Source organism: Solilutibacter pythonis (assembly GCF_003697345.1).
In the GTDB taxonomy this organism is placed as follows: Bacteria; Pseudomonadota; Gammaproteobacteria; order Xanthomonadales; family Xanthomonadaceae; genus Solilutibacter; species Solilutibacter pythonis.
This window is the reverse complement of the sequence record NZ_RFLY01000003.1, coordinates 82,362-99,754: the sequence shown is the minus strand read 5'-3', so window position 1 is coordinate 99,754 and position 17,393 is coordinate 82,362. Positions and strand designations below refer to the sequence as shown.

Below are 17,393 nucleotides of genomic sequence, written 5' to 3'. Positions count from 1 at the left end.
CGGTTCATACGTTTCGACGTCATCCATGAAACAGCAAGCGACCCCGGCGGGGGGCGGCGGCCACGGCCATCACGCGAAGGGCGGCCTGGCCGGTCTGATCGTCGGTGCGATCGGCGTGGTGTTCGGCGACATCGGCACCAGCCCGCTGTATACGTTGAAGGAAGCCTTCAGCCCCCACTACGGGCTGGTGGCCGATCACGATACGGTGCTCGGCGTGCTTTCGCTGGTGTTCTGGGCGTTGATGCTGGTGGTGACGCTGAAGTACGTCACCATCATCATGCGCGCCGACAACGAGGGCGAGGGCGGCATCATGGCCTTGATGGCGCTGGCCCAGCGCACTTTGCCGAAGGGGTCGAAATCGGCTTACGTGGTGGGTGTCTTCGGCATCTTCGGGGCTTCGCTGTTCTTTGGCGATGGCGTGATCACGCCGGCCATTTCCGTGCTTTCGGCCATCGAGGGCCTGGAGGTGGTCGCGCCAAGGCTGCACGACTGGATCGTGCCGCTGACGGTCATCGTGCTGCTGGCGCTGTTCATGGGCCAGCGCTTCGGCACAGAGAAGGTCGGCAAGGTATTCGGCCCGATCACCCTGCTGTGGTTCGCCGTGCTGGCGTTGCTGGGCGTGGTCAACATGCTGCATGCGCCCGAGGTGGTGAAGGCGTTCAATCCGATGTGGGCGGCGCGCTTCTTCGCCGAACATCACTGGCATGGCGTGTTCATCCTCGGCGCGGTGGTGCTGGCGGTAACTGGCGGCGAGGCGTTGTACGCCGACATGGGTCATTTCGGCGCCCGCCCGATCCGCTACGCCTGGTATTTCTTCGTGCTGCCGGCGCTGATGCTGAACTATCTGGGGCAGGGCGCGCTGGTGCTGGAGAACCCGGAGACGGTCAAAAACCCGTTCTACCTCGGCGTGCCGGAGTGGGCGCAGTGGCCGATGATCGCTCTGGCCACCGCCGCCACCGTCATCGCCTCGCAGGCGGTGATCACCGGCGCGTTCTCGGTGGCGCGCCAGGCGATGCAGTTGGGCTACGTGCCGCGCATGCGCATCAAGCACACCTCCAGCGATACCATCGGCCAGATCTACATCCCGGCGGTCAACTGGACGCTGATGGCGCTGGTGATCGGGCTGGTGCTGGCCTTCCGCACTTCCAGCAACCTGGCCGTGGCCTATGGCATCTCGGTGTCGTTGACCATGCTGATCGACACCCTGCTGCTGGCGCTGGTGGCCAGCAAGCTGTGGCCCACGCACCGGCGCTGGGTGCTGCCGCTGTGCGTGGTGTTCTTCGTGATCGAGTGGGCCTTCGTGATCGCCAACGGCGCCAAGATTCTGCAAGGCGCCTGGTTCCCGATCGTGCTGGGCCTGCTGCTGTTCACCCTGTTGCGCACCTGGCGCCGCGGCCGCGAGCTGCTGCGCGCGGAGATACAGAAGGAAGGCATCCAGATCGACAGCTTCCTGCCCGGCCTGATGCTCTCGCCGCCGGTCAGAGTGCCGGGCACGGCGGTGTTCCTGACCGCCGACATGGGCGTGATGCCGCACGCGCTACTGCACAATCTCAAGCACAACAAGGTGCTGCACGAGCGCAACGTCTTCCTGACCGTGGAAACGCTCACCGTGCCTTATGCGCCGAAGGGCGAGCGTCTGAAGATCGCCGGCATCGGTGACGACTTCTGGCGCATCACGGTGCGTTACGGCTTCATGGAAACGCCGGACGTGCCGCAGGCGCTGATGCAGTCGTGCGACCAGTGCGACCTGATCGTCGATCCGATGGACACCACGTATTTCGCCAGCCGCGAGACCATCGTCGCCAACGCGCATCGCGGCATGCCGCTGTGGCGCGACAAGCTGTTCGCGCTGATGCACCGCAACGCCGCGCCCGCCAGCGGGTTCTTCCGCATCCCCGGCAACCGGCTGGTGGAGTTGGGCGCGCAGGTGCAGATCTGAGGCGCGCCATTCCGCCCGCCCGTGGGCGGGAACTTGCCAGGCAGGGGGGAGTCTGATCTTCCCCAGCCGTACTTTCCTGTTTCGAGTTTCCACATGAGTTCCCAATTGCTTTCTGAATTGCGCCGTCGGCCCTGGCTGGCGGCATCGGCCATCGGCGCGGTGGTGCTGGCGGCGGCATCGGCCTTTGCCTGGTCCGCGGGCTGGATCGGCGCTCGTGAGCGGCTGACCTCGCAGCGCCTGATCGAAGCCGTCGAGGTAGGCAATGGCCGGCCCTATCCCGGTTTTCGCCGTGCCCACGCCAAGGGCCTGTGCGTCGGCGGCTGGTTCGAGCCGAGCGAGGCCGCCGCCGCGTATTCGCGGGCGCGGGTGTTCTCGCAGGCACGGGTGCCGGTGGTCGGGCGCATGTCGATAGGCGGTGGCAACCCGTATGGCGCCGATGACAGCGCGCGCGTGCGCAGCATGGCGCTGCAATTGCAGAGCGACGACGGCCAGCAATGGCGGATGGCGATGAACAGTTTTCCGTTCATGTCGGTCTCCACCCCCGAAGCCTTCCGCGACCAGGCGCTGGCCATGCGCGCCGATCCCGCCACCGGCAAGCCCGATCCGGCGCGGCAGGCGGCGGTGGCGGCGCGTTATCCCAGCATCCGAGCATTCCAGGCCTGGGCGAAGTCCGCGCCGTGGCCCACCAGTTGGGCGAATACCCGCTACAACGGCGTCAACACCTTCCTGTTCCAGGATGCGCGAGGCGGCGAACACGCCGTGCGTTGGTCGATGCGGCCGCATGCGGCGTTCGCGGCCATGGACGAAGCCGGCCGCAAGGCGGCCGGCGCGGATTTCCTGGCCGCCGAGTTCCAGCAGCGCCTGCGCCAAGGCCCGCAACGCTGGGATCTGGTGCTGACGTTCGCCGCGCCGGGGGACGTGCTGGAAGACCCCGCGCGCGCCTGGCCCGAGCACGCGCGCCGCGAGATCGTGGCCGGCACGCTGGCGCTGGAGACGGCCACCTCGCAGCAGGATGGCGCCTGCCGCGACATCAACTTCGACCCGCTGATCCTGCCCGAGGGCATCCGCGGCTCCAATGATCCGATCCTCCATGCGCGCTCGGGGGCGTATTCGCGCTCGTTCAACCTGCGCGAGCGGGAAACCGCTCTCGGACGGAAGGCCGAAGGCGGCAAGGAGGTGGACCGATGAACGCAGCGCCCGGCATGTTCAAACCCTTCGCGCGACTCCTGCATTGGCTGATGGCACCGCTGATCCTGGCCATGCTCTACATCGGCGTCGGCATGGTGGCCTCGCTGCCGCACCGCGACACGCTGCTGGCGCTGCACCGGCCGCTCGGCATCGCCATCCTGCTGCTGGCGCTATTGCGGCTGGCGTACCGTTGGCGGCACCCCCCGCCGGCGCTGCCGGCCGACCTGCCGCGCTGGCAGCGGTTCGCCGCGCATGCCTCACATTGGCTGCTGTACGCCCTGATGCTGGCGATGCCGTTGATCGGCTGGGCCACGCTCTCCGCCGGCGGCTATCCGGTCGAACTGTTCGCCGGCCTGGTGCTGCCGCCGCTCCTGCCGCACGATGCCGCCCTGTACGCCGGCCTGCGCGCCTTGCACGGCGTGCTGGGGTACCTCTTCTTCGCCATGCTCCTGCTGCATGCCGCCGCGGCGCTCTCGCACGCCTGGATGCATGGAGATGGCGTGTTCTCCAGCATGACCTGGCGCCGCCACGATGCGCGGCGCGCGCATGAGCGGACGGGCGAAGTCGAACCGGAACCCCCGCCGGGGATCGTTCCCGACGAGACGGAGCCGGTGCGCCCGGTGTAAGGTCGCCGCTGGCGATCCACCGTTCACCGCAGCTTGTCCATGACCGAATCGCGATTGATGGCGCCCGCCGCCGCCCAGCACGAAGACGCCGCCGATGCCGGCCTGCGTCCGAAACGCCTGGCCGACTATCTCGGCCAGGCGCCGGTGCGCGAGCAGATGGGGATCTACATCGATGCCGCCAAGGGCCGTGGCGAGGCGCTCGATCACGTATTGATCTTCGGCCCGCCGGGGCTGGGCAAGACCACCCTCTCGCACGTCATTGCCAACGAGTTGGGGGTGAGCCTGCGCGTGACCAGCGGGCCGGTGATCGAACGCGCCGGCGACCTGGCCGCGCTGCTGACCAACCTGCAACCGCACGATGTGCTGTTCATCGACGAGATACACCGCCTTTCGCCGGTGGTCGAGGAAGTGCTGTATCCGGCGATGGAGGATTTCCAGATCGACATCATGATCGGCGAAGGCCCCGCCGCGCGCTCGATCAAGCTCGACCTGCCGCCGTTCACCCTGGTCGGCGCCACCACCCGCGCCGGGCTGTTGACCGCGCCGCTGCGCGACCGCTTCGGCATCGTCCAACGGCTGGAGTTCTACGACGTGGAGGAACTCGCGCGGATCGTGCGGCGCTCGGCCGGGATTCTCGGCATCGATTGCGAGGCCGAGGGCGCCGCCGAAATAGCGCGGCGCTCGCGCGGCACCCCGCGCATCGCCAATCGCCTGTTGCGGCGCGTGCGCGATTACGCGCAAGTGAAAGCCGATGGCCGCATCGCCCACGAGGTGGCCGCCGCGGCGATGCGGATGCTCAAGGTCGACCCCGAGGGATTCGACGACCTCGACCGTCGCCTGCTGAATCTCATCATCGACAACTTCGATGGCGGCCCGGTCGGCGTGGAGTCGCTGGCCGCCGCGCTCAGCGAAGAACGCGGCACGCTGGAGGACGTGATCGAGCCGTATCTGATCCAGCAAGGGTTCCTGGTGCGCACCGCGCGCGGGCGCATGGCCACGCACAAGGCTTACCGTCACATGGGCTTCGCGCCCCGCGCGCGCGATGACGATCGCTTCGTCGAAGAAGAAGACGCGCCATGAGCCTTTCGCTGCGCGAGCGGGTGCCCGATACCGCCACCTACCGACATCTACGCCGCGAGGCGGGGTTGAGCGAGAAAAGCGAAGCCGCCGCCGTGCTCGGCCTGCCGCGTTCGCTGTATTCGGTGATGCTGTTCGATGGCGAAACGCCGGTCGGCATGGGCCGGGTGATCGGCGATGGCGGGCTGTTCTTCCAGGTGGTGGACATCGCCGTGCTGCCGGCCTGGCAGGGGCGTGGACATGGCAAGCGGATCATGTCGGCGATTGCCGGGTGGCTGCGCGCCAACGTGCCGGCATCGGGCTATGTCAGCCTGATCGCCGATGGCGAGGCCCGGCACCTGTACGCCCGGTATGGCTTCCTGCCGACCGCGCCGGTTTCGATCGGGATGTACTGGCTGTCGCCCGGCGGGGCGGGATGACCCGCATGCCCATGACTTCGCAACCGCCACCGGAGAATGCCTTTTCCTTCCCGGTCCGCGTCTACTGGGAGGATACCGATGCCGGCGGCGTGGTCTATCACGCGCAGTACCTGGCCTTCATGGAGCGCGCCCGCAGCGAATGGGTGCGCGCGCTCGGCTGGGGCCAGGATCAACTGAGCCGGACGCACGACCTGGCCTTCGTGGTCCGGGCGATGCGGGTCGATTTCCGCGCCCCGGCGAAACTCGACGATCTGCTTTCAGTCAGCGTGGTTCCGGCACAATGCCGGCGCGCCAGCCTCGTCGTGACGCAGGAAATCCGCCGCGAAGGCCGGTTGCTGCTGGATGCGGAAGTCCGCGTCGCCGCCGTGTCGGTCGCCGATTTCCGCCCCCGCGCCATTCCCGAGGCCGTGCTTGCGCGCCTCGCCTCCCCCGCAATCTGAAGGACGAACACCGGATGCCGGCTTCCCCACTCGCTCCCGTCATCGCCGCCCAGGTCACGACACAGCCGATCGATGCCACCGCCGCGCCCGCCGTGGAGGTCGCTCAATCGGCCGGCCAGGCGGCCGCGCCGGCGATCTCCGGCGACCTCGATCTCTGGCAGTTGATCCTGCACGCCTCGCTGCCGGTGCAACTGGTGATGGCGCTCCTGCTGCTCGCTTCGGTCGCCTCGTGGGTCATCATCTTCCGCAAGAAGCGAGTGCTCGACCGCGCGCTGAAGGAAGCCGACGATTTCGAGGAACGCTTCTGGTCCGGCACCGACCTCGGCAAACTCCACGACACCGCCCAGCGCAACGGCAACGGCGGCATGGAATCGGTGTTCGAGGCCGGCTTCCGCGAATTCCACAAGAGCCGCCAGCGCCGGGGCGTGGAGGATGGCCGCCTGCGACTGGAATCGGCGCAGCGCGCGATGCGCGCCACCGCTTCGCGCGAGATCGACGGCTTGGAGCAGAACCTGGAATTCCTCGCCAACGTCGGTTCCATCAGCCCCTACGTGGGGCTGTTCGGCACGGTCTGGGGCATCATGATTTCGTTCCAGGGCCTCGCCAACGTCAAGGAAGCGACCATCGCCACGGTCGCGCCCGGCATCTCCGAGGCGCTGATCGCCACCGCGATGGGTCTGTTCGCCGCCATTCCGGCGGTCTGGGCCTACAACCGCTACGCCACCAAGGTGGAGCGGGTGGCGGTGAAGTACGACGCCTTCCAGGAGGAGTTCTCCTCGATCCTGCAACGCCAGGCGGAGTAAACAGCCATGGCGCGCCGCTACAAGAAGCGCAAGCTGAAGGCCGAGATCAACGTCGTGCCCTACATCGACGTGATGCTGGTGCTGCTCATCATCTTCATGGTCACCGCGCCGCTCCTGAACCTTGGCGTGGACGTGGAACTGCCGCAGTCGCGGGCCAAGTCGATCCAGAGCAAACAGGACCCGGTGGTGGTCAGCGTGGACCGCTCGGGCCGCATGTTCCTCACCCTCCAGGGCGACAAGAACCGCGAAGTCAGCCGCGAGGAAATGGTGGAGAAGGTCGGCGCCTTCGTGCGCAACCGCCCGGAAGTGCCGGTTTACGTCGCCGGCGATGCCAATGCGCCCTACCAGACCGTGTACGACGTGCTCAGCCTGTTGCAGACCGAGGCCGGTGTCGCCCGCGCTGGTTTGATGAGCACGCCGCTGGAGCCGGTGCGCCGATGAGCGCTGGCATGTCCGGCGTGCGGGCAGGCGGGGCGGGGCGATGAGGGAGACGCGCGCCGATACCGCCCGTGCCGTCGCCTTCGCGTTGGGCCTGCACGCGTTGCTGGCCGTATTGGTTTTCGCCGGTCTGCACTGGGTGCGCAAGCGCGCCGATCCGGCCGGCGGCGGCCCGGTGGTGGAGGCGGAGATGGTCGATGCCGGCGCGTTGTCGGCGAAGATGCGGCGTGCACTGGCCAGCCGCGCACCGGTGGAGGTGGAAGTGACGCCCGAACCACTGCCCCGGGCGATGGACGAAGCCGTCGAGGAAGCGCCGCCACTGCCGCAACCAGAACCCGAACCCGAGCCGCAGGAGGCGGCCGTGCCGCCACGGCCGGCCCCGCAGGCGCCGTTGGCCCAGCCCGACACCCGCGAGCAGGACGAAGCCCGTCGCGAGGCGATCGACCGCGAGACCCGCGAGCGCGAACAGGAAGAGAAACGCCGGCAGGAGCAGATCGAGTTGCAGCACCGGCAGGCACAGGCACAGGCCGAACAGAAGCGGCGCCTGGCGGCCCGGCAGCAGGCCGAAGCCAAGGCCAAGGCGGATGCCGAGGCGAAAGCCAAGGCCGACAAGGAGGCCCGCGAACAGCGCGCCTTGGAGCTGGCCGCCGCCCGCGCCCAGCAACAGGCCGATGCCCAGGCGCGGGTCGCCGCGCGCGCGGCGGCGTCCAACCCGGGGCCGGCGGCGGGCGCGGGGCAGGGCAAGGACACGCGCGCCGAATGGCTGGCGCTGGTGGTTGGAGAAATCGAGAAGCAGTGGCGACGCCCGGACGACATCCCGCGCGGCCAGCGTTGCCCGATCCGCATCAAACTGCTGCCCGGAGGCGAAGTGCTCTCGGCCGAGGTGCAGCCGAGCTGCCCTTACAGCGAACAGAACCGGCGCACCGTCGAGGCGGCGGTGAAAAAAGCCAGCCCGCTGCCGCTGAAAGGCAACGAGGATCTCGCTTTGCGCGATTTCGTGGTGAATTTCTTCCCCTCGCGGTGAAAAGGCGGATTTGTCGTGGCAACATCCAGTTGACCCTGAACTTCCATTCATCTATCACTTCCCGGCACGTTAATCTTTGCCGCACAGGAACCTCGGCCCCGGATTCATGAAAGCCTTTCCCCACTTCGCGAAGCGCTTCCTCCTTACCAGCCTGCTGGTGTTTTACACCGGCCTGGCCTTTGCCCAACAGGCCGAGGTCGACCTGGTGGGCGGCCGCGATGCCGCCACCCCGATTGCCGTGGTGCCGTTCGGCGGCGACAAAGGGGCGGAGATCGCCGCGATCGTGACCGCCGACCTGGCCCGCTCCGGCCAGTTCCGGCCCTTGCCCGAACGCGATCTGGGCGAGCGCCCGACTGCCACGGCCGAGGTCAACTATCCGTTCTGGCGCACCCTGGGGCAGGACTGGCTGCTGGTCGGCCGCGTCATTGGCGATTTGTCCGTGCAATACGAACTGTTCGACGTCGCCAACCAGACCCGCGTCATCGGCCTGATCAAGACCGGCCCGTCCACCGCGATGCGCGACATCGCCCACCAGATCGCCGACGAAGTCTATGAGAAGGTGACGGGCGTGCGCGGCGCGTTCTGGACCCGGATGGCCTATGTCAGCGTCAGCGGCCTGGGCAAGTCGGCCAGGTACGCCATCATGGTGGCCGATGCCGATGGGCACGGCGCCCGCAGCGTCGCCAATTCCAATGCCCCGCTGATGTCGCCGGCGTGGAGCCCGGATGGCCGGCGGTTGGCCTATGTCAGCTTCGAGAGCGGCAATTCGGCGATTTACGTGCAGGACCTGGGCAGCGGCCAGCGCGAGCGCGTCGCCGCCTTCCCCGGCATCAACAGCGCGCCGGCGTTCTCGCCCGATGGCCGTCGCCTGGCGATGACGCTTTCCAAGAGCGGCAATCCGGAAATCTACGTGATGGACCTCGACAGCAAATCGTTGTCGCAGGTGACGCGCCAGTCGGGTATCGATACCAGCGCCACCTGGAGCGCCGATGGCGGCAGCCTGTATTTCACTTCCGACCGCGGCGGCCGCCCGCAGATATACCGCGCCTCGGCCGGCGGCGGCGGGGCCACCCGGGTCAGCTTCCAGGGCGGCTACAACGCCGATGCCAGCGTCTCCGCCGATGGCCGCAAGATCGCCATGGTGCAGGGTGGCGGCAACAGCTATCGCATCGCGCTGATGGATTCGAGCCTGGGCGGCGCGCGCTGGAGTACGATCTCGCCCGGCTCGCTCGACGAAAAGCCCAGTTTGTCGCCGAATGCCGCGATGGTGGTGTATGCCGCCCGCGCCGGCAGCGGCAGTGCCTTGCAGGTAGTTTCCAGCGATGGCCGCGTGCGCGAGCGCTTGCCCGCCGCCGGCGACGTCCGCGACCCCGCCTGGGGTCCGTACCGCGAGCGGCGCTGAGCGGCCAACTTCCACACGACCCCCTGACAGGAGAACCCCGATGCACCCGATCCCCCGCCTCGTCCTCGCCGCGATGTTGTGCACCAGCGTCGTCGCCTGTTCCAAGAAAGTGAAGGAAACCCCGCCGCCGCCGACCACCGGCGACGCCACCGCTCCGGCCGATACCGCCCCCGCTCCCTATACCCCGGCGCCCGGCGCCTACACGGCCGCCGATCTCGATCGTGACGCCTGCCTGCGCCAGCGCTCGCTGTATTTCGACCTGGATCGCGACGGTGTCAAGCCGGAATTCCAGAACCTGATCCTCTGCCACGCCAAGTACTTGCGCGACCGTCCGATGGCGCGCCTGACGCTGGAAGGCAACACCGACGAACGCGGCAGCCAGGAGTACAACCTTGGCCTCGGCGAGCGCCGCGCCAACGCGGTGATGCAGGCGCTGCAAGCGCAAGGCGCCAGCAATGGCCAGGTCACCGTGGTCAGCTTCGGCGAGGAGCGCCCGGAGTGCCGCGAGTCGAACGAGGGCTGCTGGTCGAAGAACCGCCGCGCCGACCTCAACTACACCGTGCCGTAAGCGACCGACCGTGATGAAGAAGCCGCATTCGTTCCTGCTGTCGTCCGCGTTGTCGGTCGCCCTGTTCGCCTCGGCGCCGGCCGAGGCGCAGCGTCGGCAAAGCATTGCCGATCGCGTCGCCGCGTTGGAGCAGCAGGCGAATGCGCCTTCGCCTACCCTCGAACTGCTGCGCCAGATCGAGGAGATGCGCAACGAGATACAGGGCCTGCGCGCGCAGATCGAGGAATTGCAGCACCAGAACGAGGAGACCGCGCGTTCGGCCCGCACGCAGTACCTCGATGTCGATACCCGTCTGCAACGGCTGGAGACGGCAAGCGCGCCGCCGCCGGTAGTACTGGACCCGGCCGGCATGCCTGACGCTACCGCCGCGCCGCCGGAGACGGCGGGCGAGCCGGCGCCGGCAACCCCCGGCGAGCGCGCCGCCTACGATGCCGCGCTGGCCGCGTTGAAGGCCGGCAAATACGCGGATTCCGCGCGGATGTTCGCCGATTTCCTCGACCGGCACCCCAACGGCCCCTACGCGCCGAACGCGGTCTACTGGCTCGGCGAAAGCTATTACGTCACCGAGAACTACACCTTGGCGCTGGAGCAGTTCCAGTCGCTGGCGCAGCGTTGGCCCAATCACGACAAGACACCCGGTGGCATGCTCAAGCTCGGGCTTTCGCAACTTGGCCTGAAGCAGGAAGCCGAGGCGCGCAGGACGCTGGCGGCGGTGGTCAAGCAGTATCCCGGCAGCGATGCCGCGCGTAGCGCCGAGCAGCGGCTGCGTGCGCTGGGGGCCGCGAAGAAATAAGCCGTGCGGCCGGGGCATCGGCGTGCCAGGCGGTAGAATCCCGCCGATGAATTCCAGCACTCCCGAGCCCGCCGTGGCGGATCGCCTGCGCATCACCGAAATCTTCTGCTCGTTGCAGGGCGAATCGCGCAGCGCCGGCTGCCCGACTGTTTTCGTGCGCCTGACCGGCTGCCCGCTGCGTTGCGGCTATTGCGACACGGCTTACGCCTTCCACGGTGGCGAATGGCGCGAAATCAATGCCATCGTCCGGGAGGTCGAGGGACACGGCGTGCGCCACGTCTGCGTCACCGGCGGCGAGCCGCTGGCGCAGAAGCGCTGCATCGCGCTGTTGGCCAAATTGTGCGATGCGGGCTTCGAAGTCTCGCTGGAAACCGCCGGCGCGTTGGACATCGCCGGGGTCGATCCGCGCGTGGCGCGCGTGGTCGACATCAAGACGCCCGGTTCCGGCGAGGCCGCGCGCAACCGTTGGACCAACCTGGCATTGCTGACCCCGCGCGACCAGGTGAAGCTGGTGATCTGCTCGCGCGCCGACTACGACTGGGCGAAGGCCATGCTGGCCGAGCACCGTCTGGCCGAACGTTGCGAAGTGCTGTTCTCGCCCAGTTACACCGAGTTGCGGCCGCGCGAACTGGCCGAATGGATCGTGGCCGACCGTCTGCCGGTGCGTTTCCAGATGCAGTTGCACAAGCAGCTTTGGGGCGAGGAGCAGGGCCGATGAAGACGACGATGCCGAAGCGGGCGGTGGTGCTGGTCTCAGGCGGCATGGATTCCGCGGTGGTCGCCGCGATCGCGCGCGCGCGGGGCTTCGAGGTATTCGCGTTGTCGGTCGCCTACGGCCAGCGCCACGAGTCGGAACTCGCCGCCGCCGAGCGTGTCGCCGCGATGACCGGCTGCGCGCGCCACAAGACGGTGGATGTCGATCTGCGCGCGATCGGCGGCTCCGCGCTCACCGACGAAGTCATCCCGGTGCCCACCGACGACGACGGCCACGAAATCGGCGGCGACGCCATTCCCAGCACCTACGTGCCGGCGCGCAACACCATCATGCTGTCGGTCGCGTTGGGCTGGGCCGAAGTGCTCGGCGCGCGCGACATCTTCTGCGGCGTCAACGCGGTGGATTATTCCGGCTACCCGGATTGCCGGCCGGTTTTCATCGAAGCGTTCGAGCGGCTGGCCAATCTGGCCACCAAGGCCGGTGTGGAGGAAGGCGGCATTCGCATCCACGCGCCGCTGATGCGGATGACCAAGGGGGAGATCGTTCGCGAGGGCGTGCGTCTGGGCGTCGATTTCTCGCGGACGGTGAGTTGCTACCAGGCCGATGCCGACGGCCGCGCCTGTGGCCATTGCGATGCCTGCCGCCTGCGCGCACTGGGGTTCGTCGAGGCCGGCATCGCCGACAATACCCGCTACATCGTGTAAGATGCACGCCCCGGTGCAAGGCCGGGGGTGCGGCGAGAGTCGCAATGGGCCGTTAGCTCAGTTGGTAGAGCAGTTGACTTTTAATCAATTGGTCGATGGTTCGAGTCCATCACGGCCCACCATATGAATCGAGGGCTTGCGACCGTTCGCAAGCCCTTTTTCGCGCTTATCGGGAAAACTGCCGGGAAATTAGCGCCGGCGCGGAAGTCCCACGGGCGGGGCGCAGGATTGCATGAATGTTGTCTGCGCGATTCCCCCTGTCGGCTGGCTCGGCTCAGGGTATGTCGGCTGGTTTGCCGAAGCGCCGAGGAGTGCCCGCGCATGATCGATGTCGTTCTGTTTCGGCTCATGCCGCCTGAAGTGCCGAGCGCGCGTGATTCTGCTTCGTGCGTCGCCGGATTCGTGGGCGGTGGTGGGCCGGGGCGACGCACCTGGCGGCTTCGAAGCCTGGGCGAGTGCGGGTAGTATCGATTTTCCGCTAAAACTCAGGTTGCGCACGGTGGCGGCCGTGGTTGGTCCGGCGCGTGGGTTATGGGGTTTGCCGCCGCAGCCACGCTACCGCGCCGCGCCCGGCGCAAAGGCCGCTGGCGAAGCAGGCTTGCAGCAGATAGCCGCCGGTCGGGGCTTCCCAGTCCAGCATCTCGCCGGCGCAGAAGGTGCCGGGGTGTGCGTGCGACATCAGGGTTTCGTCCAATGCTTCCAGCCGCACGCCGCCGGCGCTGCTGATCGCTTCGGCGATCGGGCGCGGTCGCCGAAGCATCAACGGCAGGCGCTTGATGGTGCCGCCAAGCCGTTCGACATCGTTGCCGGCGTCGCGTCCCAGTGCTTCGAATACCAGTGCCGTTTTTGCCGCATCCAGGCCGGCTTGGCGGCGCAGGTGTTCGCCCAGGCTGCGTTTGCCGCGCGGTTTGGCGAGGTCTTGGCGCAGCCGCGCGGTGTCGCGGCCCGGGACGAGGTCGAGCCAGAGCAGCGCCTCGCCATCGCGGGTGATGGCATCGCGCAGTTCGGCGGAAATCGCGTAGACGAGGCTGCCTTCGATGCCGGTTCCGGTGAGTACGCATTCGCCCTGTAGCGCGTGTTCGCGGCCGTTGGCATCGCGCCAGTGGGCGATGACCGGCTTCAGCGGCGCGCCGGCGAAATGGCTGGCGAGGTGTTCGCTCCAGCCGATGTCGAAGCCGCAATTGGCCGGTTGCAGGGGGGCGATGTCGATACCGGCCTGGCGTATCGGTTCGGCCCAGCCGCCATCGCCGCCGAGCTGCGGCCAACTGCCGCCGCCCAGAGCCAGCACGGTGGCGGGGGCGGTGAAACGCAACTCGCCGCCGGGCGTGGCGAAGCGGTGCGCGTTGGCCGCGTCCCAGCCCAGCCAGCGGTGCCGTAGATGAAATCGCACGCCGGATTCGCGTAATCGGCGCACCCAGCCGCGTAGCAGGGGGGCGGCTTTGCGGTCGCGCGGAAACACGCGTCCCGAGCTGCCGACATAGGTGTCGATGCCGAGGCCGAGCGCCCAATCGCGCAAGGCGTCGGCATCGAAGCCGTCCAGCCAGCCTCCGACTTCACCCGCGCGCTCGCGGTAGCGGGCATCGAAGCCGGGGCGCGGTTCGGAATGGGTGAGGTTCAGTCCGCCCTTGCCGGCGATCAGGAATTTGCGCCCGACCGAGCCCATGGCATCGAACAGATCGACTTCGATGCCGGCCGCGCGCGCGGTTTCCGCCGCCATGAGGCCGGCCGGACCGCCGCCGACGATGGCGAGGCCCGGCAGCGGCGTCGTCGTGCCGGCGCTCATCGCAGCAGGATCAGCGTGGCGAGGCCGAGGAAGGTGAGGAAGCCCAGCGTGTCGGTGATGGTGGTGAGGATGACGCCGCCGGCCAGCGCGGGATCGAAACCGAAGCGCCTGAGCGTAACCGGCACGAACACGCCGCCGAGCGCGGCGAAGGTGAAGTTGGCGGTGAGCGCGATGCCGATGACGCCGGCCAGCGCCGGGTTGTGGAACCACACCAGCACCACCAGCCCGAGCAGGACGCCGAGGATCAGGCCGTTGATCACCGCCACCCGCACTTCCTTCCATACCAAGGTCGGCACGTTGCTCGAAGCGATCTGGCCCAGCGCGATGCCGCGCACCATGAGCGTCAGCACCTGGGTGCCGGCGTTGCCGCCCATGCCGGCGATGATCGGCATGAGCACCGCGAGCGCGGTGAGCTTCTCGATGGAGCTTTCGAAGCGATCCACCACCGAGGCGGCGAGGAAGGCCGTGCACAGGTTGATGCCCAGCCAGACGAGGCGGCGGCGGAAAGCCCGGCTGACCGGCGAGAACAGGTCTTCGTCGTCGTCCAGGCCGGCCGCGCCGAGCGCCTGATGTTCGGCCTGCTCGCGGATGATGTCGACTACGTCGTCGATGGTGATGCGGCCGAGCAGCACGTTGGCGTCGTCCACCACCGGCGCGGAGACCCAGTCGTTGTCGGAGAAGCGGTGGGCGACTTCGTCGCTGGAATCCTCGACGTGGATCGATTCCAGTTGGTCGTCGATCAACTGGTTGATCGGCGTTCCGCCGTCGTGGGTGACCAGGTCCTGCAACGCCACCCAGCCCATCAACTGGTGGCGCTTGTTGACCACGTAGAGGTGGTCGGTGTTGTCGGGCAGCTCGCCGCGCAGGCGCAGGTAGCGCAGCACCACGTCGATGCTGGTGTCGGCGCGCACCGTCACCACGTCGGGGTTCATCAGACGGCCGGCGGTGTCCTCGTCGTAGGAGAGCACTTGTTCCAGGCGCTCGCGGTTGTCGCGGTCCATCGATTTCAGGACTTCGTCGATCACCGTATCGGGCAGATCCTCGACCAGGTCGGCGAGGTCGTCGATGTCGAGGTCCTCGACGGCGGCGACCAGTTCGTCGTCGTCCATCTCGGCGATCAGGCTCTCCCGCACCTCTTCGCCGACGTGGACCAGCACCTCGCCGTCGTCCTCGGGATCGACCAGGCCCCACATCACGCTGCGCTTGGCCTGCGGCAGCGATTCCAGCAGGTTGCCGATCTCGGCCGGGGTCAGCGAATTGACCATCCGCCGCACCGGGCCCAGGCGGCCGCTGTCCAGCGCATCGGAGAGCATGCGCAGCTGGCGCACGGTCTTGTCGTGGCGAAGGGCTTCGGCCATGGCGGGTTCCGGATGGCGCGGTCGTGCCGGGGCGCGATCGCAGGGCGGGGTCGCACCTGCGGCGCGACGGGGATCAGACGTTCATGATGGCGGCATTATCGCCGCTGCCCCGCGGGCTTGGAAGCCTGTCAGGCTTCGTGCGCGCGCATCCAGTGCTCGATGGCGGCGCGGTCGCGTGCCCGCAGCAGGGTGCGGCCGGCTTTGCGCAGCGTGGTGAGATCGGCGTTGCGGATGGTGCGTCGCACTTCCAGCAAAGTACCGGGGTGCAGGCTGAATTCCGTCAGCCCCAGCGCTAGCAGCAGTGGGGTGAAGTGCGCATCGCCGGCCATTTCGCCGCAGACCGAGACCGGCCGCGCATGCCGGCCGCCGATGCGGATGACATCGGCCAGCATTCGCAGCAGGGCCGGATGCAGCGGCGTGTAGAGTTCGCCGAGATATTCGTTGTCGCGGTCGGCGGCCAGCAGGTATTGCACCAGGTCGTTGGTGCCGATGGAAAGGAAATCCACCTCGCGGATGAAACCGGGCAGGGCGATGGCGGCGGCCGGTACTTCGATCATCGCGCCGAGCGGGATCGCCTCGGTGACGACGTGGCCCGCTTCGCGCAATTCGGCGGCGGTCTCGGCGATCAGGCGCCGCGCGGCGCGGATTTCCTCGCGCCCGCTGACCATCGGCAGCAGGATGCGCAGCGGGCCGTAACCGGAGGCGCGCAGGATGGCCCGCAACTGGGTGCGGAAGACGTCCCGCCGCGACAGCGACAGGCGGATGCCGCGCAGGCCGAGCGCCGGGTTTTCCTCGTTGCGCGGCGCCAGGCCGGTGTCGTCGGCCTTGTCGGCGCCGAGATCGAGGGTGCGGAGGGTGGCGGTGCGTCCGGTCAGGCCCAGCACCAGATCGCGGTAGGCGTGGAACTGGGTGTCTTCGTCCGGCAGCTCGTGGGTGCCCAGGAACAGGAATTCGGTGCGGTACAGGCCAACGCCGGCCGCGCCCAGCGCGTGCGCCTCGGCCACGTCGGCGCGCGATTCGGCGTTCGCCCATAGCTTGATGTCGACGCCGTCGCGGGTACGGGTCGGCTCGCGGCGCAGGCGGCCAAGCTGCCTGTGCTCCTGCCGATAGGCGGCCAGACGCTGGCGATGCGCTTGGAGGTCCGCGCTTTCCGGCTCGCGGATGACGATTCCCTCGCCGCCATCGACCGCCAGCACGTCTCCGTCGTTGATGTTTTGCAGCGCCAGCGCGGCGCCGACCACCAGCGGCAAGTGCAGACTGCGGGCGAGGATCGCGCTGTGCGAAAGCGCACTGCCGCCGGTCGTGACCACCGCCAGCACGCCCTGCGCCTGCAACTGCGCCACCTCGGCCGGGGCGATGGCGTCGGTGACGAGGATGTCGCCGGCGATGCCGTGTAGCTCCGCGTCGCACTGGTGCAGGGCGGCGTGGATGCGGCCGATCACCTGGTCGATGTCGTCGATGCGGCTGCGCAGATAGGCGTCTTCCATCCCCAGGAACACGTTGGCGATGCGGTCGCGCTGGCGGCGCAGGGCGTAATCGGCGGTGTAGCGTTTGCGGCGGATGTAGTCGTCCAGACCCTGAAGCAGCTCGGGGTCGTCCAGCAACAGGGCGTGCAGATCGAGGAATTCACCGACCTCGTGCGCCAGCGCGCCATGCAGGCGCTCGCGCAGACGGTGGATTTCCTCGCGCACCTGCGCGATGGCGCGATGCACGCGCGCGAGCTCGGCTTCGACCTCGTGCGCCTCGATGTGCGCCTGCTCGACCTCCAGCGCATGCGGCAGTCGCACCCGCGCGCGGCCGAGCGCCGCCCCGCGCGAGGCGCCGATGCCGGAGAGGTCGCGTCGCATCAGCCGCCCTCGTCGAAATTGCGGGCGAAGAGATCGGTCACGGCGTCCATCGCCGTGGCTTCGTCCTCGCCGTCGATGCGCAGGCGCACCACCGTGCCCTGGCCGGCGGCCAGCATCATCACGCCCATGATGCTTTTCGCGTCCACCTCGCGTCCCTTGGCGGCGATCCTGATACCGCTGCGAAAGCCCGACACGGTCTGCACCAACTTGGCGCTGGCGCGGGCGTGCAGGCCCAGTTGGTTGGTGACGATGATTTCACGTTCGATCAT

Annotated in this window: 18 protein-coding genes and 1 tRNA gene; 15 read left to right on the top strand and 4 right to left on the bottom strand. The window is 68.2% G+C overall.

What is annotated here, in order from left to right; translation table 11 throughout:
* The first annotated feature begins 25 nt into the window (after positions 1-25).
* The 15 genes from EBB59_RS02965 (at position 26) to EBB59_RS02895 (ending at position 12,258) form a co-directional block, all read left to right on the top strand.
* Positions 26-1,939 carry a potassium transporter Kup gene (locus tag EBB59_RS02965; protein WP_122100662.1) on the top strand — a complete coding sequence of 638 codons (1,914 nt, stop codon included), beginning with the start codon at positions 26-28 and terminating at the stop codon, positions 1,937-1,939.
* Positions 1,940-2,032: 93 nt separating this feature from the next.
* Complete coding sequence (locus EBB59_RS02960; protein WP_122100661.1) at positions 2,033-3,127, top strand: catalase family peroxidase; 1,095 nt, start codon at positions 2,033-2,035, stop codon at positions 3,125-3,127.
* A complete protein-coding gene (locus tag EBB59_RS02955) occupies positions 3,124-3,753 on the top strand; it encodes a cytochrome b (RefSeq protein WP_122100660.1) in 630 nt (209 codons plus the stop codon). Before EBB59_RS02960 ends, EBB59_RS02955 begins: the two co-directional genes overlap by 4 nt.
* A 39-nt stretch (positions 3,754-3,792) precedes the next feature.
* Positions 3,793-4,833: a Holliday junction branch migration DNA helicase RuvB gene (gene ruvB, locus EBB59_RS02950; protein WP_122100659.1), complete on the top strand. Its 1,041-nt coding sequence runs from the start codon at positions 3,793-3,795 to the stop codon at positions 4,831-4,833.
* Positions 4,830-5,249 (top strand): GNAT family N-acetyltransferase, encoded by a 420-nt coding sequence (locus EBB59_RS02945; protein WP_122100658.1) that lies wholly within the window; start codon positions 4,830-4,832, stop codon positions 5,247-5,249. The genes ruvB and EBB59_RS02945 overlap by 4 nt, the downstream gene beginning before the upstream one ends.
* Complete coding sequence (gene ybgC / locus EBB59_RS02940; protein WP_122100657.1) at positions 5,246-5,689, top strand: tol-pal system-associated acyl-CoA thioesterase; 444 nt, start codon at positions 5,246-5,248, stop codon at positions 5,687-5,689. The genes EBB59_RS02945 and ybgC overlap by 4 nt, the downstream gene beginning before the upstream one ends.
* Positions 5,690-5,703: 14 nt before the next feature.
* The gene (gene tolQ, locus EBB59_RS02935; RefSeq protein ID WP_170156546.1) at positions 5,704-6,492 is read left to right on the top strand and encodes a protein TolQ; all 789 of its coding nucleotides are present in this window, start codon (positions 5,704-5,706) and stop codon (positions 6,490-6,492) included.
* 6 nt (positions 6,493-6,498) lie between these two features.
* Positions 6,499-6,933 (top strand): protein TolR, encoded by a 435-nt coding sequence (tolR, locus tag EBB59_RS02930; protein ID WP_122100656.1) that lies wholly within the window; start codon positions 6,499-6,501, stop codon positions 6,931-6,933.
* A 40-nt stretch (positions 6,934-6,973) separates the two neighbouring features.
* Complete coding sequence (gene tolA, locus EBB59_RS02925) at positions 6,974-7,954, top strand: cell envelope integrity protein TolA (RefSeq protein WP_122100655.1); 981 nt, start codon at positions 6,974-6,976, stop codon at positions 7,952-7,954.
* A gap of 106 nt (positions 7,955-8,060) precedes the next feature.
* Positions 8,061-9,356 carry a Tol-Pal system beta propeller repeat protein TolB gene (tolB, locus tag EBB59_RS02920; protein ID WP_122100654.1) on the top strand — a complete coding sequence of 432 codons (1,296 nt, stop codon included), beginning with the start codon at positions 8,061-8,063 and terminating at the stop codon, positions 9,354-9,356.
* 40 nt (positions 9,357-9,396) lie between these two features.
* Positions 9,397-9,924 (top strand): peptidoglycan-associated lipoprotein Pal, encoded by a 528-nt coding sequence (gene pal / locus EBB59_RS02915; RefSeq protein WP_122100653.1) that lies wholly within the window; start codon positions 9,397-9,399, stop codon positions 9,922-9,924.
* Between the two features lie 13 nt (positions 9,925-9,937).
* A complete protein-coding gene (ybgF, locus tag EBB59_RS02910; RefSeq protein WP_122100652.1) occupies positions 9,938-10,717 on the top strand; it encodes a tol-pal system protein YbgF in 780 nt (259 codons plus the stop codon).
* A 46-nt stretch (positions 10,718-10,763) separates the two neighbouring features.
* Entirely contained in the window at positions 10,764-11,435 is a 672-nt protein-coding gene (gene queE / locus EBB59_RS02905; RefSeq protein ID WP_122100651.1) for a 7-carboxy-7-deazaguanine synthase QueE, read from the top strand.
* Positions 11,432-12,136 carry a 7-cyano-7-deazaguanine synthase QueC gene (gene queC, locus EBB59_RS02900; protein WP_122100650.1) on the top strand — a complete coding sequence of 235 codons (705 nt, stop codon included), beginning with the start codon at positions 11,432-11,434 and terminating at the stop codon, positions 12,134-12,136. Before queE ends, queC begins: the two co-directional genes overlap by 4 nt.
* Before the next feature lie 46 nt (positions 12,137-12,182).
* Positions 12,183-12,258 (top strand) — tRNA-Lys (locus tag EBB59_RS02895).
* Between the two features lie 407 nt (positions 12,259-12,665).
* Here the strand turns inward: EBB59_RS02895 and EBB59_RS02890 are convergent.
* From EBB59_RS02890 to EBB59_RS02875, 4 genes are all read right to left on the bottom strand, one after another.
* Positions 12,666-13,919, bottom strand: a complete 1,254-nt coding sequence (locus EBB59_RS02890) for a TIGR03862 family flavoprotein (protein WP_122100649.1) — start codon at positions 13,917-13,919, stop codon at positions 12,666-12,668.
* Positions 13,916-15,277 carry a magnesium transporter gene (gene mgtE / locus EBB59_RS02885; RefSeq protein ID WP_122100648.1) on the bottom strand — a complete coding sequence of 454 codons (1,362 nt, stop codon included), beginning with the start codon at positions 15,275-15,277 and terminating at the stop codon, positions 13,916-13,918. Before mgtE ends, EBB59_RS02890 begins: the two co-directional genes overlap by 4 nt.
* Before the next feature lie 128 nt (positions 15,278-15,405).
* On the bottom strand, positions 15,406-17,124 hold the full coding sequence (gene ptsP / locus EBB59_RS02880; protein WP_122100647.1) for a phosphoenolpyruvate--protein phosphotransferase: 1,719 nt from the start codon (positions 17,122-17,124) through the stop codon (positions 15,406-15,408).
* A complete protein-coding gene (locus EBB59_RS02875; RefSeq protein WP_122100646.1) occupies positions 17,124-17,393 on the bottom strand; it encodes an HPr family phosphocarrier protein in 270 nt (89 codons plus the stop codon). The genes ptsP and EBB59_RS02875 overlap by 1 nt, the downstream gene beginning before the upstream one ends.

What these genes read in the sequence shown, in the direction of transcription:
- EBB59_RS02965 (WP_122100662.1), top strand. Translation starts at nt 26, where the DNA reads ATGAAACAGCAAGCGACCCCGGCGGGGGGCGGCGGCCACGGCCATCAC.
- EBB59_RS02960 (WP_122100661.1), top strand. Translation starts at nt 2,033, where the DNA reads ATGAGTTCCCAATTGCTTTCTGAATTGCGCCGTCGGCCCTGGCTGGCG.
- EBB59_RS02955 (WP_122100660.1), top strand. Translation starts at nt 3,124, where the DNA reads ATGAACGCAGCGCCCGGCATGTTCAAACCCTTCGCGCGACTCCTGCAT.
- ruvB (WP_122100659.1), top strand. Translation starts at nt 3,793, where the DNA reads ATGACCGAATCGCGATTGATGGCGCCCGCCGCCGCCCAGCACGAAGAC.
- EBB59_RS02945 (WP_122100658.1), top strand. Translation starts at nt 4,830, where the DNA reads ATGAGCCTTTCGCTGCGCGAGCGGGTGCCCGATACCGCCACCTACCGA.
- ybgC (WP_122100657.1), top strand. Translation starts at nt 5,246, where the DNA reads ATGACCCGCATGCCCATGACTTCGCAACCGCCACCGGAGAATGCCTTT.
- tolQ (WP_170156546.1), top strand. Translation starts at nt 5,704, where the DNA reads ATGCCGGCTTCCCCACTCGCTCCCGTCATCGCCGCCCAGGTCACGACA.
- tolR (WP_122100656.1), top strand. Translation starts at nt 6,499, where the DNA reads ATGGCGCGCCGCTACAAGAAGCGCAAGCTGAAGGCCGAGATCAACGTC.
- tolA (WP_122100655.1), top strand. Translation starts at nt 6,974, where the DNA reads ATGAGGGAGACGCGCGCCGATACCGCCCGTGCCGTCGCCTTCGCGTTG.
- tolB (WP_122100654.1), top strand. Translation starts at nt 8,061, where the DNA reads ATGAAAGCCTTTCCCCACTTCGCGAAGCGCTTCCTCCTTACCAGCCTG.
- pal (WP_122100653.1), top strand. Translation starts at nt 9,397, where the DNA reads ATGCACCCGATCCCCCGCCTCGTCCTCGCCGCGATGTTGTGCACCAGC.
- ybgF (WP_122100652.1), top strand. Translation starts at nt 9,938, where the DNA reads ATGAAGAAGCCGCATTCGTTCCTGCTGTCGTCCGCGTTGTCGGTCGCC.
- queE (WP_122100651.1), top strand. Translation starts at nt 10,764, where the DNA reads ATGAATTCCAGCACTCCCGAGCCCGCCGTGGCGGATCGCCTGCGCATC.
- queC (WP_122100650.1), top strand. Translation starts at nt 11,432, where the DNA reads ATGAAGACGACGATGCCGAAGCGGGCGGTGGTGCTGGTCTCAGGCGGC.
- EBB59_RS02890 (WP_122100649.1), bottom strand. Translation starts at nt 13,919, where the DNA reads ATGAGCGCCGGCACGACGACGCCGCTGCCGGGCCTCGCCATCGTCGGC.
- mgtE (WP_122100648.1), bottom strand. Translation starts at nt 15,277, where the DNA reads ATGGCCGAAGCCCTTCGCCACGACAAGACCGTGCGCCAGCTGCGCATG.
- ptsP (WP_122100647.1), bottom strand. Translation starts at nt 17,124, where the DNA reads ATGCGACGCGACCTCTCCGGCATCGGCGCCTCGCGCGGGGCGGCGCTC.
- EBB59_RS02875 (WP_122100646.1), bottom strand. Translation starts at nt 17,393, where the DNA reads ATGATCGAACGTGAAATCATCGTCACCAACCAACTGGGCCTGCACGCC.